Genomic DNA, 19,074 nt, shown 5'->3' with positions numbered 1-19,074 from the left:
TATCTTCCGCATCACTACTGAAACCGACGTTATAGCCTCCTCTCCAAAAAACAAGGAGGCTACAATGAAGTTTACCTTAATACCGATAATTCTCGGTCTTATACGGCCCGTCAGTGGCAACGCCGATATACGCCGCCTGTTCCGGCGTCAGCGTGGTCAGATGGACGCCGATGCGATCCAGATGTAGCCGGGCGACCTTCTCGTCGAGGTGCTTGGGCAGTACATAGACCTTGTTCTCGTATTGCTCGCCACGAGTAAATAATTCGATCTGCGCCAGCACCTGATTGGTGAAGGAATTGGACATCACGAAGCTGGGATGACCGGTGGCGCAACCGAGATTCACCAGCCGCCCCTCCGCCAGCAGAATAATCCGCTTGCCGTCGGGGAAAATGATGTGATCCACCTGCGGCTTGATGTTTTCCCAGCGGTACTTCTTCATCGCCGCTACTTCGATTTCGGAATCGAAGTGGCCGATATTGCAGACGATGGCCTGATTCTTCATCCGTACCATGTGGTCATGGGTGATGACGCCAACATTGCCGGTAGCAGTGACGAAGATATCGGCTTTGTCCGCCACCTCGTTCATGGTGACCACCCGATAGCCTTCCATCGCCGCTTGCAGGGCGCAAATGGGGTCAATTTCGGTCACCCACACCGTCGCCCCCAACCCGCGCAGACTTTGGGCGCAGCCTTTGCCTACGTCGCCGTAGCCCAGCACCACCGCTACCTTGCCGGCGATCATCACGTCGGTGGCGCGCTTGATCCCGTCCACCAGCGATTCACGACAGCCATAAAGATTGTCAAATTTGGATTTGGTGACGGAATCGTTGACATTAATGGCGGAGAAAGGCAAACGGCCTTCCTTTTCCATCACATACAAGCGATGTACGCCAGTGGTGGTTTCCTCGGTCACGCCCTGGATAGCAGCCTGAATCCGGGAATAGAAACCGGGCTGGCGATCCAGTTGATCACGAATGGCGGCGAATAGCACCTGCTCTTCTTCGCAGGTCGGGTTGGCAATCAGCGAGCGATCCTGTTCCGCCCGGGCGCCGAGCGTGATCAGCAGGGTGGCGTCGCCACCATCGTCCAGGATCATGTTGGGGGTGCTGCCGTCCGGCCAGTGCATAATGCGGTGGGTAAAGTCCCAATACTCCTCCAGCGATTCACCCTTGTAGGCGAACACCGGGATGCCATCGGCGGCAATCGCGGCAGCGGCGTGATCCTGAGTTGAGAAGATATTGCAGGAGACCCAGCGCACTTCGGCACCCAGCGCCGCCAAGGTCTCAATCAGCACGGCGGTTTGGATGGTCATGTGCAGGGAACCGGCAATGCGAGCGCCTTTCAGCGGCTGTTGCGCCTGGTATTCCTGGCGCACCGCCATCAGGCCGGGCATTTCGGTTTCGGCAATGGCGATTTCCTTGCGGCCCCATTCAGCCAGGGCCAGATCGGCAACGTAATAATCAGTAAAGGGTTTTTCCTGGACAACGGCGTTCATAACGTACTCCGATACGGTTGAACGGGCGCCGTTGGCTTGTGAAAGCCGTGCCATGCCGAGCCTGACGGTGAATACCGTTGCAGCGCCCCTCAGCATGGGGGCAAAAATTGGTAAATTCTCTTACAGCCCGGCGGCATCCCGCAGCGCATCGGCCTTGTCGGTGCGTTCCCAGGTAAATTCCGGTTCTTCGCGACCGAAGTGGCCGTAGGCGGCAGTCTTGCGGTAGATCGGACGAATCAGATCCAGCATTTTAACCAGGTTGTACGGCCGCAGATCGAAGTGACCGCGCACGATCTCCACCAACCGATCTTCGTCAATTTTGCCGGTGCCAAAGGTGTTGATGCTGATCGAGGTCGGTTCGGCGACGCCAATCGCATAAGACACCTGGATTTCGCAGCGTTCCGCCAAGCCGGCGGCAACAATGTTCTTGGCGACGTAGCGGCCGGCGTAGGCGGCGGAACGATCCACCTTGGACGGGTCTTTGCCGGAGAAGGCGCCGCCGCCGTGATGCGCTGCGCCGCCGTAGGTATCCACGATGATCTTGCGCCCGGTCAGACCGCAATCGCCCACTGGCCCGCCGATGACGAAACTGCCGGTTGGGTTAATGTGATATTTGGTGTGTTTGTCCAGCCACTCGGCGGGTAGCACCGGCAGGATGATGTTCTCCATCACCGCTTCGCACAGCAGTTTGTAGTTAATGTCAGGATCGTGCTGGGTAGACAACACCACCGCCTCGACGCCGACCACCTGGTTATTTTCGTAGCGGAAAGTGACCTGACTCTTGGCGTCGGGTCGCAGCCACGGCAGGATGCCGCTCTTGCGTATATCCGCTTGCCGCTGCACCAGCCGATGGGCATAGGTGATGGGGGCCGGCATCAGCACCTCGGTTTCATTGCAGGCATAACCGAACATCAAGCCCTGATCGCCGGCGCCCTGTTCCTCTGGCTTATCGCGATTGACGCCTTGGGCAATATCGGAGGATTGTTTGCCGATGCAGGACAGCACCGCGCAGGTGGCACCGTCGAAACCGACGTTGGAATTGTCGTAGCCGATGCCGATCACGGTATCCCGCACGATCTGATCGAAATCTACCCATGCCGTGGTGGTGATTTCACCGGCCAGGACCACAACGCCGGTTTTGATCAGAGTTTCGCAGGCGACCCGCGCTTTGGAATCCTCAACGAGGATGGCGTCCAGCACCGCATCGGAAATCTGGTCGGCAATTTTATCGGGATGCCCTTCGGAGACGGATTCAGAGGTGAACAGATAGGTACGGCTCATGGGATGACGTATCCTCAACGACGGTTGCAACAGGCAGGATTCCGTGCGCCGAAGCGGCGGCGGTGACTTGGAAATGGTAAGTCTATCTGGAAAATACTGTATTTGCATCTTGCTTATTTATGCTATTTAGTTATTAAACCCCTTGATTGAGTTCAGACTCATGCATATTCGCTCCGCACGTTATCAAGACCTGCCCGCCATCGTGGACATCTACAACGCCAGTATTCCCGGTCGGCTGGCAACGGCTGATACCGAACCGGTGACGGTCGAGCAGCGCGAGGCGTGGTTTCATGATCACCGCCCAGAGCAGCGGCCGTTGTGGGTAGCGGAGGATGAACACGGGATCGCTGGCTGGTTGAGCGTCCGGTCGTTTTACGGACGTCCGGCCTATCACGCCACGGTGGAACTGGGTTACTACGTGGCACCAGACCGCCAGCGCCAGGGCGTGGGCCGAATGTTGTTGGCCGAAGCGCTTGCCCGTGCGCCCGATTGGGAAGTACGAACCCTGTTAGCGTTCGTATTTAGGCATAACGAACCGAGTGTGCGCTTGCTGGCCGAATTCGGTTTCACCCAATGGGGCCTGTTACCAGCGGTCGCGGAAATGGATGGTCGGGAATACGACGTGCTGATCATGGGGCGGCGAGTGACGACGGATAAGGGCAAGGCATGAGCGCACGGTTGGCTGCTTCATCAGTATTGACCTGCGCTGAGTTGGGGTGTGAGCCGCTGAGCGTGCTGCTGGCCGGTTATGGCCTCACCGTAATTTGGATACTGCCCGATGCGGAGATTCCCGGTAGCTACTGGGGCGAAAGCGAGGCGGGATTGATCGGTGATCATTTGTTCGTGCGGGATGACACACCGCTGCATTCGGCGTTGCATGAGGCGGGTCATTACCTTTGCATGGACGCCGAACGCCGCGCTCAACTGCATACCGACGCGGGTGGCGAGTGCATCGAGGAAGATGGGGTCTGCTATTTACAAATCCTGCTGGCGGATGCGTTGCCCGGTGTCGGTCAGGCGCGGATGTGCGCCGATATGGATGCCTGGGGCTATACCTTCCGTCTGGGTTCAGCCCGTGCCTGGTTCGAGCAGGATGCCGATGACGCCCGGCAGTGGCTGCTGGATCACGGCTTGATCGGCTCGAATGAGCAACCGCTTGGACAAGTGCGGGACTGGAAGCAAAACCGATGAGCATTGATATCAAATACTTCGCCAGCTTGCGCGACCGTTTGGGCCGCGCTGAAGATCGGCTGGACGCTGCTACCGAGTTGACCGTTGCGGAGGTGTGGGCCGCGCTGTGGCTGGATAGACCCTTGCCGCCGAATACGCTGACGGCGGTAAACATGGAATACGCCGAACTCACGCAAAGGGTGCGGGATGGCGATGAAGTGGCATTTTTTCCGCCGGTGACGGGGGGTTAGGGCGTGAAGATCGAACTGCGGGACGCGCCTTTCGATCCCTTAGTAGAACTGGGGCGTTATCAAAACACACTGACTGGGTTGCACGGTCAATACGGCGCCACCGCGATCTTTATTGGCACGATGCGCGACTTCAACGATGGCGCCACGGTGCAGGAGATGACGCTGGAACACTATCCCGGCATGACCGAGCGCCACTTGCAGCGGATCGTCGAAGCAGCAGCGCGGGAATGGCCGCTACTGGACGCGCTGGTGATTCACCGGGTCGGCGCATTGCAGCCCAACGATCCCATCGTGCTGGTGGCGGTGTGGTCAGCGCAGCGAGCGGCAGCGTTTGCGGCTTGCCGCTTGATCATGGAAGAACTCAAGGCCAAAGCGCCGTTCTGGAAGCGTGAAGAAACCGCCGCTGGCCCACGTTGGGTGGCGCACAACACGCCGAGTTGAGTAGCGGGTGCGGGTGCGATCCGGCCTCTGATTCGCTATGCTGCATGGATGAACGAATCGTCCTCCAAATCTCTTATTGCTCGCCGTTTCCGGGGCTTTCTGCCGGTCATCGTGGATGTTGAAACCGGCGGCCTCAATGCCCAGACCGACGCCCTGCTGGAAATCGCTGTGGTTATCGTGCGGATGGACTGGCAAGGGGTTCTGCGTCCTGCCGGAACCCTGTCTCACCATGTAGAGCCATTTCCCGATGCGCGGATGGATCCCGCCTCGATGGTGGTTAATGGTATTGACCCCTATCATCCCTTTCGCTTTGCGGTGCCAGAAAACGAAGCGTTGAGCGCTATTTTTCGAGAAGTGCGCCGGGAAATGCGCGACACGGGTTGTACCCGCGCCATTCTGGTCGGTCACAACTCCTTTTTTGACTTGGGGTTCCTGAACGCGGCGGTCGCCCGCACCCGAATCAAGCGTAATCCCTTTCATCCTTTCAGCAGCTTCGACACCGTATCTCTGGCCGGATTGGCGTATGGACAGACGGTGCTGGCGCGGGCGCTGCAAGCGGCGGGCATTCGCTGGGACGAGCGCGAGGCGCACTCGGCGATTTACGATGTGGAACGCACCGCCGAACTATTCTGCCAAATTGTCAATTGCTGGAAGGACATGGGTGGCTGGATGCCCTCGGAAGACTGAGCGGCTCCCGCTGAGCGTCGATGGCCTAAGCCGCTCCATCAAATTCATAAGGCAACGGTTCCAACTGCAACACCGGTCCGCCGGCGTCGCCCAAGCGCAACTCGCCCTGTTCCGCGCACTCGATCAGCGCCACCGCCAGCACCGCATAACCGCCATTGGGATGACGACAGGCGTCGGCCAGTTGCCCGGCGCTTTGACTTGCATCGGCCTGCGGCGAAAACAGCGGATCGCCGGGGCGCGGCGGGGTAGCGCTGTCCACCCGAGCCAGATACATTCGCCGCTTGAGCTTGCCCAGATGATGGGTGCGCGCCACGATTTCCTGCCCGGTGTAGCAACCCTTCTGGAAGCTGATCCCATCCAACTGCTGCAAATTGATCATCTGTGGCACAAAGGCTTCCATCGTTGCGGGGTAAATGGTCGGTATCCCGGCCAAAATATCGAGCAGCCGCCACGATTCAGTCCCAACCGGCACCAAGTCGCGTGCCAGCGCATTCCAGATCGCGCCCAATTCCCGTGCCGCGCCGTGCAGCTCGAAACGCGGCTGGAGTCCAGGCAGGCGAATTACGATCATGTTGTCGGCTGCGATAACGCTGTTCACCGTTGCTGGAACCGCGCCCATCGCGGATTCAAGCAAACTTGCCGCGTTCGGCCCCGCGACTCCGATCCGCGCCAACGCATCGCTGGCATTTTCCAATACGGCCTTGGCTCTCAATAAATACTTGCACAGCCGAAGCAACAGGGGATCCACCATCGTGCGCGGCAGTTCCAGAAAGTAAGCATCCTCGCGCTGGAACAGCCGAAAGTCGGCTACAGCACGGCCCTTGGGGTTGCAATGTGCGCCGATCAGGCTGTGTTCTGGCGTAACCTGGCGAACATCGCAGGTCAGTTGGCCTTGCAGGAAGCGCTCGGCATCTGGCCCGTGTACAGCGATCAGGCCCAAGTGGGATAAATCACAGCACACATCGCCCCTCAGCGCCGCGTTTGACTCCGCATCCAGCTGGCCAAAATGGATCACGGAGTCACTATCCCAATGAGCGCCAGCCCGTTCAAGAAAATCACGCCATTCCACGTTCATAAGAGAGAATCCTTTGATATTTATGTCAATTAAAGACATTAAACGCTCGAAGGTCACGAGTGTTGGCTAACCGCCGGTTCATTGCGTTCAAGAGACGTGATCGGCATAATAGCCCCACAAAATGTAGACCGGGATGCTCCCGTTGCTGCAAAGGCACGAAGCCTGGAGCCTCCGGCGATCCCGGCGGTGGATGTGACAAGGATGGTTCAGCTTCCGCCATCCCTCAACCCACAGCGAGTTGCCATGAATAACAATGACCCGCAGACGACGCTGCCTTCACAGTCCGCCGTAACTCCCGACCCGCCGCCCCAACCCACTGAAAAAACGGGAAAACCCGCTGAATATGGCGGTCCCAAAGGACTCGAACCCACCCGCTACGGCGATTGGGAAAAAGCCGGGCGCTGCATCGACTTCTAATCATCAGACCTGGCCCCAACCAGCGAGGCTCTGCGCCGCGCTGATTACAAAGTAAGCGTTCGGTCCCAAGTCAGGTTTTCGGAAATCCGGTCCGCTTTCGATTATGATTGTTGCATCGCACAACAACGATAACCCTTCTTTTACCACTGCGCCACAAGGAGCACCGTATGTCAGCCAAACAACGGCCGTTGTCGCCGTTCATGATCGGTCCCTATTACAGACCGCAAATGACCTCAATCCTGTCCATCACTCACCGCGCCACCGGCGCTGGGCTGGTGGTGGGTACACTGCTGCTGGTGTACTGGTTGGTGGCCGCTGCTCGCGGTCCCGAAGCCTTTGAACATGCCCAGATGGTGCTGGGATCCAAGCTGGGACAATTGTTCCTGTTCCTATGGACTTGGGCTTTGTTCTACCACCTGGCCAACGGCATTCGCCACCTGTTCTGGGATGCCGGCCACGGCTTCGAAATGGAGAAGGCCACCCAATCCGGCTGGGCCGTGGTGTGGTCCTCCATCATTCTGACCTTCCTGTGCTGGCTGATCGCCGCGCCCTGAGGAGAGAAACTCTAATGAGCATTCGTACCCCGCTCGCTCGCGTTCGCGGTCTGGGCACCGCTAAAGACGGCACTCACCACTGGTGGTTGCAGCGCGTCACTTCGGTCGCCCTGGTGCCGCTGGTGCTATGGTTCGTTATTTCCATGCTATCGGTGTCTCGCGCCGACTATGAGACCTTCCAGCACTGGCTGAGCAATCCAGTTAGAGCCGGCCTGATGGTGACTCTGCTGCTCGCGGCGTTCTATCACGCCAATCTGGGGATGCAGGTGATCTATGAGGACTATGTCCGGCCAGAGGGAGCCAAGGTTGTCGCGGTGCTGGCGACGCAATTCGTGTTGTTCCTGCTGGGCGCCATTTCCGTCGTCGCCGTGCTCAAGATTGCACTGGCTTGACGCCCACTATCAGAGGCTGAGGTTTTTTCATGTCCACCGATACCTATAAGCTGGTTCATCATAATTACGACGTGATCGTGGTCGGCGCTGGCGGCGCTGGATTGCGCGCCACTTTTGGCATGGCGCAGAAAGGGCTGAAAACCGCCTGCCTGACCAAAGTGTTTCCCACCCGCAGTCACACCGTAGCCGCGCAAGGCGGAATGTCGGCGGCGCTCGGCAACATGGGCACCGACAAATGGCAGTGGCATTTCTATGACACCATCAAGGGCGCCGACTGGCTGGGTGACCAGGACGCCATTGAATATATGTGCCGTGAGGCCATCCCGGCGGTGATCGAGCTGGAACATTACGGTGTCCCGTTCTCGCGCACTGAAGAAGGCAAAATTTATCAGCGCCCGTTTGGCGGCATGACCACCAATTACGGCGAGGGCACTGCCCAGCGCACCTGCGCCGCTGCCGACCGCACCGGCCATGCCATTCTGCACACCCTTTATCAGCAGGCGCTCAAGCACGACGCCGAGTTTTTTATCGAATACTTCGCGCTGGATTTGATTATGGACGATGCCGGCGCCTGCCATGGCGTGGTGGCCTGGGATTTGGCCGAGGGTACGCTGCATGTGTTCCGCGCCCACACCACGGTGCTGGCAACCGGCGGTTATGGCCGTTCCTACTTTTCGGCCACTTCGGCTCACACTTGCACTGGTGACGGTAACGGCATGGTGTTGCGCGCCGGCCTGCCGTTGCAGGATATGGAGTTCACCCAGTTCCACCCCACCGGCATCTACGGCGCAGGCTGTCTGCTGACTGAAGGCTGTCGCGGCGAGGGCGGCTATTTAACCAACTCCAACGGCGAACGCTTCATGGAGCGGTATGCGCCAAATGCCAAGGATCTGGCGTCCCGTGACGTGGTAAGTCGCTCGATGACGGTTGAAATTCGCGAAGGACGTGGCGTCGGCGAACACAAGGATCACATCTTCCTGCATCTCGAACATCTCGGTCCCGAAGTCATCAACGAGCGCTTGCCCGGTATTGCCGAGACCGCCCGCATCTTCTCCGGGGTGGACGTGACCAAGGATCCGGTGCCGGTGCTGCCGACGGTGCATTACAACATGGGCGGCATCCCGACCAATTTCTATGGCGAAGTGGTGCGGCTCAAGGACGGCGATCCGGATCATGTGGTTCCTGGCCTGATGGCGATTGGTGAGGCAGCTTGCGTGTCGGTGCATGGCGCTAACCGGCTAGGTTCCAACTCGCTGCTCGACATCGTGGTGTTCGGGCGCGCCGCCGCCAACCGCTGCGCCGACAAGATCAAGCTGGACACGCCGCACCCGGCGCTGCCGCAAGCCAGCGTGGATCGGATCGTCGCTCGTTTCGACGGTCTGCGTCATGCCCGCGGGGAAAATTCAACCGCCAGCCTGCGACTGCGGATGCAGCGCACCATGCAGAATCACGCCGCCGTATTCCGCACCGGCGAGTCCATGGCCGCAGGCATCCACAAGCTGGAAGACGTCTTCGCGGGCTTCGAGCATGTGGGCGTCACTGACCGCAGCATGGTCTGGAACTCCGATCTGGTCGAGACGCTGGAACTCGATAACCTGCTGGGTTGCGCGATGGTGTCGATTAAATCGGCGATTAACCGTCCCGAAAGCCGTGGCGCCCACGCCCGCGAGGATTATCCGGATCGCGACGACGAGAACTGGATGAAGCACACCTTGGCATCGCTGGATCCCAAGGGTGAGGTAACTTTCGAGTACCGACCGGTTCATACCTATACCCTGACCGATGAGGTGGAATACGTTCCACCCAAGAAGCGCGTCTACTGAGAGGGCGATACTCATGGCTCAATTCAATCTTCCCGCCCATTCGGTCGTCGGCAAGGGCAAAACCTACTATGCCGGGGCTGGCGCCAAGAACATCAAGCGCTTCCAGATCTATCGTTGGGACCCGGACAGCGGCGAAAATCCGCGTCTGGACACCTACGAGGTCGATTTGGATACCTGCGCCCCGATGGTGCTGGACGCCCTGCTCAAGATCAAGAACGAGATGGATCCGACCTTGACCTTGCGCCGCTCCTGCCGTGAAGGGGTGTGCGGTTCCTGCGCGATGAACATCGACGGCGTCAACACTCTGGCCTGCACTATCGCCATTGACGACATCAAGGGCGATGTCAAGGTCTATCCGTTGCCGCACATGCCGGTGATCAAGGATCTGGTGCCGGATCTGACCCATTTCTACGCGCAGTACGCCTCGATCAAACCGTGGTTGCAGTCCATTACCCCGCCGCCGGAGCGGGAGCGCCTGCAATCCAAGGAAGACCGCGCCAAGCTGGACGGTCTGTATGAGTGTATTTTGTGCGCCTGCTGCTCGACCAGTTGCCCGAGCTACTGGTGGAATGGTGAACGCTATCTAGGGCCATCGGTACTGCTGCAAGCCTACCGCTGGATCGTGGATAGCCGCGACGAGTTCACTGGCGAGCGGCTGGACGATCTGGAAGACCCGTTCCGGCTCTATCGTTGCCACACCATCATGAATTGCACCAAGACTTGCCCGAAGGGTTTGAATCCCGCCAAGGCCATCGCGGAAATCAAGAAGATGATGGTCGAGCGGCGTTAATTCCCCCTGACGCCCCTCTCTCATCAATAGTGGGAGAGGGGCGTTATTGATTTAAGGAGAATTTGGCAGTGGATGAACAGATGGGCAAATTGCGTTGGCGCTGCCGGCGTGGCATGAAGGAACTGGATCTGCTGACGCTGGGTTATCTGGAGCAGTATTACCCTGATGCGGCAGCGGAAGATCAGCAAGCGTTTGCGGATTTGCTGGAACTGCAAGACCCGCTGCTGATGAGCTATATGGTCGGGCGGGAAACTCCGGCGGATGCGGTGACAGCGCGAGTCGTCGGCATCATGCGGACTCTGGTGAAATACTCTGCATAACTTCTGATGTTGAATGCGCCAGCGCGAAATCGTTATGCCGACCTTGAATCCCGCAGTGGATCAAAGTTTTCGGGTTCGGGTATGGATTCGACTGCCTTACCGAATCCGAAGCCCGCTATCTCCTCAAATCCGGCCAGACTGCTAACGCCATCCGAGATCGACTCCTTGCGGCGCGACATGCAGCAGGCTTCCCAACAGATTAAAGCATTGCTGAAATCGGGTGCTTATTGACGTCCCGCTGCTTGACCGTCGCCATATACTCACTCGCCTGATTCGACTAATGCCTGTCCAGTTGCGCCCACGTCTACATGTCTTCATCCAAATCTGATGGATCGTAGTGAGGCTGAATGCTCACTGCGTAGGCCGGGCAAAGGCACAAAACGCTGAAACCCACCACAACATCGAACCGTGATGGGTTCCGCTTTGCTTGTACCAGCTTTTTTGAAGAATCCTGGGCTGGTTACCCTCCGGCGCTGATCCGATAGGGGATTTAATCCGGGATCGCGTGGCCGAGGATCAGGAAGCTTGATCCCGTATGCTGAGCTAACGATACCGGCGGATTGGCTGAAACAGGAAGTGTTGCCCGGCGTCTGATTGAATTAAACTGCAAATGCGTTATCCACCGCGCCGATCCCCACCGTTCAGGAGGCGACTCCATGGAAGCGCTGCTGATTTCCCCACCGCCCCCGCTGTTCGCAGTAGTGGATTTGCCGGCCATTCCTCCCACCCAGGACGATCTCCCCTGCGATGACGGAATACCCATGGAAACTATGCGTCACCACTTGCAGATGGATTTGCTGATTGATGTCCTCGATCTCTGGCTGGAAGCGCGGGGCGACGGTTTCGCTGGTGGCAACATGTTCCTTTACTACAGTCTGGAACAGGTGCGCCACAACACCTTCATCGGCCCGGATTTCTTCGTGGCGCTGGACGTATCACGCGGCGAGCGCAAGAGTTGGGTGATCTGGGAGCAGGGCAAGGGACCGGATGTCGTCGTCGAACTGCTGTCGGCCAGCACCGCCCACCACGATAAGACCCACAAGAAAACCCTCTACGCCCGTCAGATGCATGTCCCGGAATACTACGGGTACGACCCCTTCAACCCTGAAGATTTCGCGGGCTTCACCCTGCATGGCAATGACTACTACCCACTGGTCGCTGATCCCCAAGGTCGCCTGCATAGTCCGGCCCTGAATCTCGATTTGGGACGTTGGACGGGAACCTTCCGGGGCGTCACCACGGTTTGGCTGCGCTGGTTCACTCCAGAAGGTGCTTTGTTGCCCACCGCAGCCGAAGTCGCCCGCCAGCACACCGAAACTGCGCAACAGCAAACCGAGGTTGCTCAACTTCGCGCTGAACGGTTGGCCGAGCGGTTGCGGCAGTTGGGTGTAGACCCGGATTCGCGTTAAGCTCCGTATCAGGAATGCGTAGCCGCGTATCTTTAATTCTCGATCTGCGTCCCTCGCGGCTTTTGCTGATTTGCGGCGGTATCGGCCATCTGTTAGCTGGCGTCGCCGTTGTCATTTCCACCGTGCCGCTCTGGGTCAAAGCCGGATTCATCGCTGGTATCACGCTGGCGCTGCTCAGGTTCGGGTGGCAATACGGCGATGGGCGGGGGCGCGATTTTATCGCCCATATTGAACTGCTGGATGGCCGCTGGCGGCTTGAAACCGGTGATGGAACGATCCATCACGCTTGGCTTAGTGGCGGTTATGCCCATCCGAGTATCGTTATTTTGAATTTCCGGCTGGAAACCGGCAAACACCGGTCGCTGACGCTATTACCCGATGCTGCAGACGCCGAAGCGTTGCGACGATTGCGGGTCTGGTTGCGAACCCAGACCAAGATTGACGAACCCGATCAGCCCTGATGGCGTTGGCATGGATCAACTGGTGGAGTCCGACCATCGGGGATCCCATTCTTTGCCGGCAAAATGCTCCGGTACCAGGATGGTATCGTGTGGGGATGCCGTATCGTTGCTCGCCGGATAGTCCAGCGTGTAATGCAAGCCCCGGCTTTCCTTGCGTTCCAGCGCCGAACGGATGATCAAGTCGGCCACCAGCGCCAGATTGCGCAGCTCAATCAGATCGGCGCTGATGCGGAAATTGCCGTAATACTCCGCAATTTCCCGCAGCAGTAAATCCACCCGATTCTTGGCCCGTTGCAGGCGTTTGTTGGTGCGGACAATGCCGACGTAATCCCACATAAACCGCCGCAATTCCTGCCAGTTATGGGTGACCACGACATCTTCATCCGAGTCGGTCACCCGACTTTCGTCCCATGCCGGCAAGGCGGGTAACTCCGGGACCTGACGCAGACAGGTTTTAATATCGGCACTGGCGGCGGCGGCAAACACCAGACACTCCAGCAGCGAGTTACTCGCCATGCGGTTTGCACCGTGCAGGCCAGTAAAAGCGACCTCGCCAATCGCGTACAGCCCTTCCAGATCGGTACGTCCGGCCAAATCGGTCATCACCCCGCCACAGGTGTAGTGCGCCGCCGGCACTACGGGCAGTGGTTCCTGGGTCATGTCGAAGCCGTATTCTCGACACTTGGCGTCAATGTTGGGGAAATGGTCGCGGATGAAAGCAGCCGGCTTGTGGCTAATATCGAGATAGAGGCACTCCGCACCCAGTCGTTTCATTTCATGGTCAATGGCGCGGGCAACAATGTCGCGTGGGGCCAGTTCCAGCCGGGGATCGAAGTGGTGCATAAAGCGGCTGCCATCCGGCAGGCGTAGTACGCCGCCCTCGCCGCGCACCGCCTCGGAAATCAGGAACGACTTGGCTTTGGGGTGATAAAGACAGGTCGGGTGAAATTGCATGAATTCCATGTTGCTGACCCGGCAGCCGGCCCGCCACGCCATGGCAATACCGTCACCGGTGGAACCGTCCGGGTTGCTGGAATACAGGTAGACCCGGCTGGCTCCGCCGGTGGCCAGTACCACGACACGAGCCGCGATAGCTTCAACCCGGCCTGTTTGCCGATTCAGCACATAAGCACCCAGGCAGCGATTGCCGCTCAATCCCAGCTTGCGGCTGGCGATCAAATCCACGGCGCTGTAATGATCGTATAAGGTGATGCCGGGATGCTGGCGAGCGCGCTCCTCCAGCGTGGTCTGAATGGCGCGGCCAGTGGCGTCCGCAGCGTGAGCGACCCGCCGATGGCTGTGACCGCCTTCACGGTGTAGGTGGTAGTCCACGTTGCCATCAGCAGTCGATTCCTTGGTGAACGGTACGCCTTGGGCGCTGAGCCATTCGATCACTTCCCGGCCATGCGCCACCGTGAAACGCACCGCGTCGGTATGGCACAGACCTGCTCCGGCGATCAAGGTATCTTGCAGGTGAGACTCGATGGAATCTCCGGCATCCAGTACCGCTGACACTCCGCCTTGAGCGTAGTATGTGCTGCCTTCATACAACGGTCCCTTGGCGAGCGCCATAACCTGAGCGGTCTCAGCCAATCGCAGCGCCAGACTGAGACCGGCGGCACCGCACCCGACAATCAGGACATCGGTGGAAAGATGAGAGATAGTCATGGCTTGTGAGCGGTTCTGTGAATGGGGTATGGTTGCAGGCGAGAATGCCGCGCAGTGCGGTTTAGCCCACCGTGATGTTATTCCACTACTGCACGTCCACACTATAACACCCCGGTAAGCACACGAACTAACGGAGCAGTCCTTGGTCTATCGTCATGCTTGCAGGGAAATTGCTATTGAGTCTAAAGGGGTCTGCCCGGATGGGCGAAGGTCATCTGGATCGTGATTTAGTTCACAGAGTACAGAAAGGCGACAAGGGTGCATTCGATCTGCTGGTGCGCAAGTACCAACACAAGATCATCAAACTGATCTCTCGCTATGTGCATGATCCCAGCGAAGCCCAGGATGTTTCCCAGGAGGCATTCATCAAGGCCTACCGTGCGCTACCCGGGTTTCGCGGGGATAGCGCCTTTTACACTTGGCTGTATCGCATCGCTATTAACACAGCCAAAAACTACCTGGTTGCCCAAGGCCGGCGTCCGCCGGGTTCTGATATTGATGCCCACGAGGCTGAGCAATACGAAGGTCAATCTCTTCTGAAAGAATACGATACGCCTGAACGGTTACTGCTTAAGGATGAGATCGGGGCGACTGTGTTTCGGGCTATCGAGGAGTTGCCGGAGGATCTGCGCACCGCAATCACCCTTCGGGAACTTGAGGGAATGAGTTATGAGGAAATTGCCCAAACCATGGGGTGTCCAATCGGAACAGTGCGTTCCCGGATTTTCCGGGCGCGGGAATCGATTGATACCAAATTGCGTCCACTATTGAATTAGTTTCGGGATAGAGTCATGGCAGATAAGACGGCTGAACAACAACCGGTGCCATTCGCCAATGATATGAGCGTCGTGGCAAGCCAGCTTTCGGCGATGGTTGACGGTGAATTGCAAGATATTGAGAACGATCTGGCGCTGCGGCGCCTCAGTCGGGATCGCGATGCACGGGATCGATGGGAACGCTACCATCTCATCAGTGATGCATTACAGGATCATTTGCCAGCGATGATTGATACCGATTTCGCTGCGCGTATCCGCCAAGCCATCGCAGCCGAACCGTTGCCGCTACCCGGTGCCAAGCCGCTGCCGACCTGGTACAAACCAGTCACTGGGTTTGCACTGGCCGCGTCGGTGGTGCTGATGGCTCTATTCGGGTTGAAGCTAACCCAAACCGACATTCAGCCCACTGCCCAGCTAGCCGCTGCTACTCCCGCCCTTCCCATTTCTGCTACTGCTCTCCCGATCCAGACCGTGGCCTCTATCCAGCGCAGCGATCCTGCCAGCGAACCGGTCGAAGCCCGGTTGGGCAGCTATCTGGTTAATCATAACGGCTATGCGTCCATGAACAGCATGCACGGCATGTTGCCCTATGTGCGTATGGTCGGTTATCAAACCGAACGCTAAGGCGCATGAAGCGCAAGCTCCTGTATTGTGCGACCTTGGCGCTCGCCACCAGCACGTTACCGCCGACCAGTTGGACGCAACCGGTTATCGAGGATGCCAGACACTGGCTGGAACAGATGCTGCAATCCACCCAGACCCTGAGCTACGAAGGCACCTTCATTTACGTTCAGGGACCGCACCTCGAGGCCATGCGCATCGTGAATGGCGGTGGAACCGAGGGTCAGCAGCGGCGGAGGCTATACTCATTAAGCGGCCCGCCCCGTGAAATTATGGTGGCTAATAACAGCGTCATCTGTTTATTACCGAAGCAACACACTACTTTTGTAGGCAGTGAGTACCCACGTTCACCCTTCCCGCTGTCCATTCCCCGGGAACTCGGTCGGCTGGAAAGCCATTACGCACTGGAGATGGTGGGCAAGGATCGCGTTGCTGGGCTGGATGCCCAAATAATCGCCATCAAACCGCATGATGCTTGGCGGTTCGGTTACCGGCTGTGGCTGGATCGGCGCAATGGGATAGTGCTGCGCTCGGCGTTGCTGGATGAAAAAGGCTATCCAGTCGAGCAATTGATGTTCACTGATTTGCAAGTCAAGCCCCAGATTGAGGATGCCGCTTTCACTTCTTCAGCCCTGCCGGCAGCGACTACAGCAGCGGAAGCGAGTCCAAATCCCAAGGGCGCCGATTCTCCCATTGGCGAGCCGGTGACGCGGTCGGCTTGGCGGATTGATCAACTGCCGGAAGGTTTTGTTAAGGTTTCGCACAACCGCTTTACCAAAGCGCCCAGTCACCCTCCAACCGAGCACCTGGTGTTTTCCGACGGGCTGGCGACCATTTCAGTGTTCGTGGAAAAACTGGACGGAACACCGCCGCTGTTGCAGGGCAGTTCCCAAATGGGTTCAATGAACGCCTTCGGTACTGTAGTGAGCGGTCATCAAATTCTCGTGGTCGGTGAAGTGCCGGCGGCGACGGTGCAGCGTATTGCTATAGCCATCCAACCCGATTCCGAGGCCGGCAAGCCATGATTGAAGAACAGGCCGTTGTAGTGGAAGTGGGCGACGGTTACGCTTGGGTGGAAACCCAGCGCCGGTCCGCTTGTAGCGCCTGCGCCACCAGCGAGGGTTGTGGCACCGCAGTGCTGGCGAAGGCATGGGGTGACCGACGGGCGCGAGTGCGAGCCATCTCGAATTTGCCGTTGCAACCGGGTGATAGTGTCATCGTCGGTCTGGCCGAGGGGGCATTACTCGGCGGATCGCTGCTGGTTTACCTGTTGCCGCTGGTGCTGCTACTGGGGGGTGCAATATTGGGACAAACCGTGTTTACGGGTGCGGGTGATCAACCGGTGATGCTGTCCGGCGCGGTGGGCTTGGGGCTGGGGTTTCTGGTAGCGCGTACCTGGTCTCGTCGCTGGCAGGATGATGCACGGTTCCAACCGGTGGTGCTGCGGCGGCTCGCGGTGGCGGCCATGGCTACCGGTGTGCTTTCTTCGCCTTGATAACGCTATAATCCGGCGCCTTTCTGAAGTATGGGTACTCGCAAGCCTCCAAGTCTGAACGGCGACGGGGGCTTTACTTATTGACCACGGACGCTTGACGGCAGGGAACGCGACTGGCGACCGGCCTGTAATGGAATTATGGATCACATTCGCAATTTTTCGATCATCGCGCACATCGACCACGGCAAGTCCACCCTCGCTGATCGCTTCATTCAAATCTGTGGCGGACTGAGCGCCCGGGAAATGGCCGATCAGGTACTCGATTCGATGGACTTGGAGCGGGAGCGCGGCATCACCATCAAAGCCCAAAGTGTATCGTTGCGCTATCCGGCTCGCGACGGCCAAATCTATCGGCTCAATATCATTGATACGCCGGGGCATGTGGATTTTTCCTACGAGGTGTCCCGCTCACTGGCGGCCTGCGAAGGCGCGTTGCTGATAGTAGACGCCGCCCAAGGCGTCGAGGCGCAGAGTGTCGCCAACTGCTACACCGCTATGGAGCAGGGTCTGGAAGTTTTGCCAGTACTCAACAAGATTGACCTGCCTTCGGCGGATCCGGAGCGGGTTGCTCGAGAGATCGGCGATATCATCGGCTTGGACGCCAGCCATGCTTTGCATGTCAGCGCCAAAACCGGTCTTGGAATTGCGGAGCTGCTGGAGGAAATCATCGCCCGCATCCCGGCCCCGAAAGGTCAGCCGGAGGGATCGCTCAAGGCGCTGATCATTGATTCCTGGTTCGATAACTTTGTTGGCGTGATCTCACTGGTACGGGTGGTGGACGGCCGGATTACCCCCAAGCAAAAGATTCAGGTGATGTCCACCGGACGGGTTTTTCAAGTGGAATCGGTCGGTATTTTCACCCCCAAGCGCAGTGAACAACCAGTGCTGAACGCGGGTGATGTCGGCTATATCATCGCTGGGATCAAGGAGATTGACGGGGCACCGGTGGGCGATACCTTTACTGGGGCGGATCGCCCGGGGAGTGAAGCGTTACCGGGGTTTCAGAAGATTCAACCGCGGGTGTTCGCGGGATTGTTTCCGGTCAATTCTGACGACTTTGGCAATTTGCGCGAGGCGTTGCAGAAACTGCGGCTCAATGATGCCTCGCTGTATTTCGAGCCGGAAACTTCGCAGGCGATGGGCTTCGGGTTTCGCTGCGGTTTCCTCGGTTTGCTGCACATGGAAATCGTTCAGGAGCGGCTTGAGCGGGAATATAACCTGGATCTGGTAACGACTGCGCCGACGGTGGTTTACGAAGTGCTGACCACCAGCGATGAAGTTCTGAAGATCGACAATCCCGCCAAGTTGCCGCCGAGCAATGAAATTGCCGAAATTCGTGAACCCATTATCGTGGCGCATATTCTGACGCCGCAGGATTATCTGGGCGCCATCATTACCCTGTGCATTGAAAAACGTGGGGCGCAACGGGGCTTGAATTACGCGGGGGGGCAGGTGCAACTGAGTTTTGAGTTGCCGATGAGCGAAGTGGTGATGGATTTTTTCGACCGCCTTAAATCGGTGAGTCGTGGCTTTGCTTCGTTTGAATACAGCCTGGAGCGGTTCCAGGCCGCGCCGCTGGTCAAGCTGGACGTGCTGATTAATGGCGAGAAGGTGGATGCGCTCTCTGCTATCGTCCATCGTGATCAGGCGCAGTACCGGGGCCGCGAGCTGACCGTCAAGCTGAAGCAACTGATTCATCAGCAGATGTTTGAAGTCGCCATTCAAGCCGCTATTGGCAGCCAAATTATCGCCCGCACTACCGTCAAGGCGTTGCGTAAGAATGTGCTGGCCAAGTGTTACGGGGGCGATGTCAGTCGCAAGCGCAAGCTGCTGGAAAAGCAGAAGGCCGGCAAGAAACGGATGAAGCAGGTCGGTAAAGTGGAAATCCCGCAGGAAGCGTTCCTGGCGGTGTTGCAGGTCGGTAAAAACCCATGAGAGGCGCGGTGTC

The 19,074-nt window shown here is 58.2% G+C and carries 22 protein-coding genes and 1 riboswitch; of the genes, 18 read left to right on the top strand and 4 right to left on the bottom strand.

The window, feature by feature from the left end:
• Window positions 1–76 precede the first annotated feature (76 nt).
• On the bottom strand, window positions 77–1,495 hold the full coding sequence (gene ahcY, locus BN874_RS10175) for an adenosylhomocysteinase (protein WP_034432805.1): 1,419 nt from the start codon (window positions 1,493–1,495) through the stop codon (window positions 77–79).
• Between the two features lie 16 nt (window positions 1,496–1,511).
• A riboswitch (S-adenosyl-L-homocysteine riboswitch) is annotated at window positions 1,512–1,592 on the bottom strand.
• Between the two features lie 23 nt (window positions 1,593–1,615).
• Complete coding sequence (gene metK, locus BN874_RS10170) at window positions 1,616–2,776, bottom strand: methionine adenosyltransferase (protein ID WP_034432803.1); 1,161 nt, start codon at window positions 2,774–2,776, stop codon at window positions 1,616–1,618.
• A 160-nt stretch (window positions 2,777–2,936) separates the two neighbouring features.
• Between metK and BN874_RS10165 the strand changes: the two genes are divergently transcribed.
• From BN874_RS10165 to rnt, 5 genes are read left to right on the top strand one after another with little or no spacing between them, the layout of a single operon-like run.
• Window positions 2,937–3,446, top strand: a complete 510-nt coding sequence (locus tag BN874_RS10165) for a GNAT family N-acetyltransferase (RefSeq protein WP_034432801.1) — start codon at window positions 2,937–2,939, stop codon at window positions 3,444–3,446.
• Window positions 3,443–3,967 carry a hypothetical protein gene (locus BN874_RS10160; protein ID WP_034432799.1) on the top strand — a complete coding sequence of 175 codons (525 nt, stop codon included), beginning with the start codon at window positions 3,443–3,445 and terminating at the stop codon, window positions 3,965–3,967. The genes BN874_RS10165 and BN874_RS10160 overlap by 4 nt, the downstream gene beginning before the upstream one ends.
• Entirely contained in the window at window positions 3,964–4,197 is a 234-nt protein-coding gene (locus BN874_RS10155; RefSeq protein WP_034432797.1) for a MoaD/ThiS family protein, read from the top strand. Before BN874_RS10160 ends, BN874_RS10155 begins: the two co-directional genes overlap by 4 nt.
• A gap of 3 nt (window positions 4,198–4,200) precedes the next feature.
• Complete coding sequence (locus BN874_RS10150; protein WP_034432795.1) at window positions 4,201–4,638, top strand: molybdenum cofactor biosynthesis protein MoaE; 438 nt, start codon at window positions 4,201–4,203, stop codon at window positions 4,636–4,638.
• Between the two features lie 48 nt (window positions 4,639–4,686).
• Window positions 4,687–5,325 (top strand): ribonuclease T, encoded by a 639-nt coding sequence (rnt, locus tag BN874_RS10145; protein WP_034432792.1) that lies wholly within the window; start codon window positions 4,687–4,689, stop codon window positions 5,323–5,325.
• A 25-nt stretch (window positions 5,326–5,350) separates the two neighbouring features.
• Here the strand turns inward: rnt and ygfZ are convergent, their stop codons facing one another.
• The gene (ygfZ, locus tag BN874_RS10140) at window positions 5,351–6,400 is read right to left on the bottom strand and encodes a CAF17-like 4Fe-4S cluster assembly/insertion protein YgfZ (protein WP_034432791.1); all 1,050 of its coding nucleotides are present in this window, start codon (window positions 6,398–6,400) and stop codon (window positions 5,351–5,353) included.
• A gap of 243 nt (window positions 6,401–6,643) precedes the next feature.
• Here ygfZ and BN874_RS23505 point away from each other — a divergent pair, with 243 nt between their 5' ends.
• From BN874_RS23505 to BN874_RS10105, 8 genes are all read left to right on the top strand, one after another.
• On the top strand, window positions 6,644–6,817 hold the full coding sequence (locus tag BN874_RS23505) for a DUF1674 domain-containing protein (RefSeq protein WP_195912162.1): 174 nt from the start codon (window positions 6,644–6,646) through the stop codon (window positions 6,815–6,817).
• Window positions 6,818–6,984: 167 nt separating this feature from the next.
• Window positions 6,985–7,371 carry a succinate dehydrogenase, cytochrome b556 subunit gene (gene sdhC / locus BN874_RS10135; RefSeq protein WP_034432789.1) on the top strand — a complete coding sequence of 129 codons (387 nt, stop codon included), beginning with the start codon at window positions 6,985–6,987 and terminating at the stop codon, window positions 7,369–7,371.
• Between the two features lie 14 nt (window positions 7,372–7,385).
• On the top strand, window positions 7,386–7,763 hold the full coding sequence (gene sdhD / locus BN874_RS10130) for a succinate dehydrogenase, hydrophobic membrane anchor protein (RefSeq protein WP_034432787.1): 378 nt from the start codon (window positions 7,386–7,388) through the stop codon (window positions 7,761–7,763).
• A gap of 29 nt (window positions 7,764–7,792) precedes the next feature.
• Window positions 7,793–9,586 (top strand): succinate dehydrogenase flavoprotein subunit, encoded by a 1,794-nt coding sequence (gene sdhA / locus BN874_RS10125; RefSeq protein ID WP_034432784.1) that lies wholly within the window; start codon window positions 7,793–7,795, stop codon window positions 9,584–9,586.
• Window positions 9,587–9,599: 13 nt separating this feature from the next.
• A complete protein-coding gene (locus BN874_RS10120) occupies window positions 9,600–10,376 on the top strand; it encodes a succinate dehydrogenase iron-sulfur subunit (protein WP_034432782.1) in 777 nt (258 codons plus the stop codon).
• Between the two features lie 68 nt (window positions 10,377–10,444).
• Window positions 10,445–10,696 (top strand): FAD assembly factor SdhE, encoded by a 252-nt coding sequence (locus BN874_RS10115; RefSeq protein ID WP_051497689.1) that lies wholly within the window; start codon window positions 10,445–10,447, stop codon window positions 10,694–10,696.
• Between the two features lie 656 nt (window positions 10,697–11,352).
• Entirely contained in the window at window positions 11,353–12,105 is a 753-nt protein-coding gene (locus tag BN874_RS10110; protein WP_034432779.1) for a Uma2 family endonuclease, read from the top strand.
• Window positions 12,106–12,119: 14 nt separating this feature from the next.
• Entirely contained in the window at window positions 12,120–12,566 is a 447-nt protein-coding gene (locus BN874_RS10105) for a protein YgfX (RefSeq protein WP_034432776.1), read from the top strand.
• Between the two features lie 15 nt (window positions 12,567–12,581).
• Here BN874_RS10105 and nadB read toward each other — a convergent pair whose 3' ends face one another.
• The gene (gene nadB, locus BN874_RS10100; protein ID WP_051497688.1) at window positions 12,582–14,234 is read right to left on the bottom strand and encodes an L-aspartate oxidase; all 1,653 of its coding nucleotides are present in this window, start codon (window positions 14,232–14,234) and stop codon (window positions 12,582–12,584) included.
• Between the two features lie 200 nt (window positions 14,235–14,434).
• On the opposite strand from nadB, the gene rpoE reads away from it, so the two are divergent.
• The 5 genes from rpoE (at window position 14,435) to lepA (ending at window position 19,061) form a co-directional block, all read left to right on the top strand.
• The gene (gene rpoE / locus BN874_RS10095) at window positions 14,435–15,010 is read left to right on the top strand and encodes an RNA polymerase sigma factor RpoE (protein ID WP_034432773.1); all 576 of its coding nucleotides are present in this window, start codon (window positions 14,435–14,437) and stop codon (window positions 15,008–15,010) included.
• A 15-nt stretch (window positions 15,011–15,025) separates the two neighbouring features.
• A complete protein-coding gene (locus BN874_RS10090) occupies window positions 15,026–15,634 on the top strand; it encodes a sigma-E factor negative regulatory protein (RefSeq protein WP_034432770.1) in 609 nt (202 codons plus the stop codon).
• A gap of 5 nt (window positions 15,635–15,639) precedes the next feature.
• Window positions 15,640–16,656, top strand: a complete 1,017-nt coding sequence (locus BN874_RS10085) for a MucB/RseB C-terminal domain-containing protein (protein WP_034432767.1) — start codon at window positions 15,640–15,642, stop codon at window positions 16,654–16,656.
• Entirely contained in the window at window positions 16,653–17,126 is a 474-nt protein-coding gene (locus BN874_RS10080; RefSeq protein WP_034432763.1) for a SoxR reducing system RseC family protein, read from the top strand. The genes BN874_RS10085 and BN874_RS10080 overlap by 4 nt, the downstream gene beginning before the upstream one ends.
• A 138-nt stretch (window positions 17,127–17,264) precedes the next feature.
• Window positions 17,265–19,061, top strand: coding sequence for a translation elongation factor 4 (lepA, locus tag BN874_RS10075; protein WP_034432761.1), 1,797 nt, complete (start codon window positions 17,265–17,267; stop codon window positions 19,059–19,061).
• Window positions 19,062–19,074: the final 13 nt, after the last annotated feature.

It is taken from the genome of Candidatus Contendobacter odensis Run_B_J11 (genome assembly GCF_000531125.1).
Taxonomy (GTDB): domain Bacteria; phylum Pseudomonadota; class Gammaproteobacteria; order Competibacterales; family Competibacteraceae; genus Contendibacter; species Contendibacter odensensis.
This window is presented reverse-complemented; position numbering and strand designations above follow the sequence as displayed.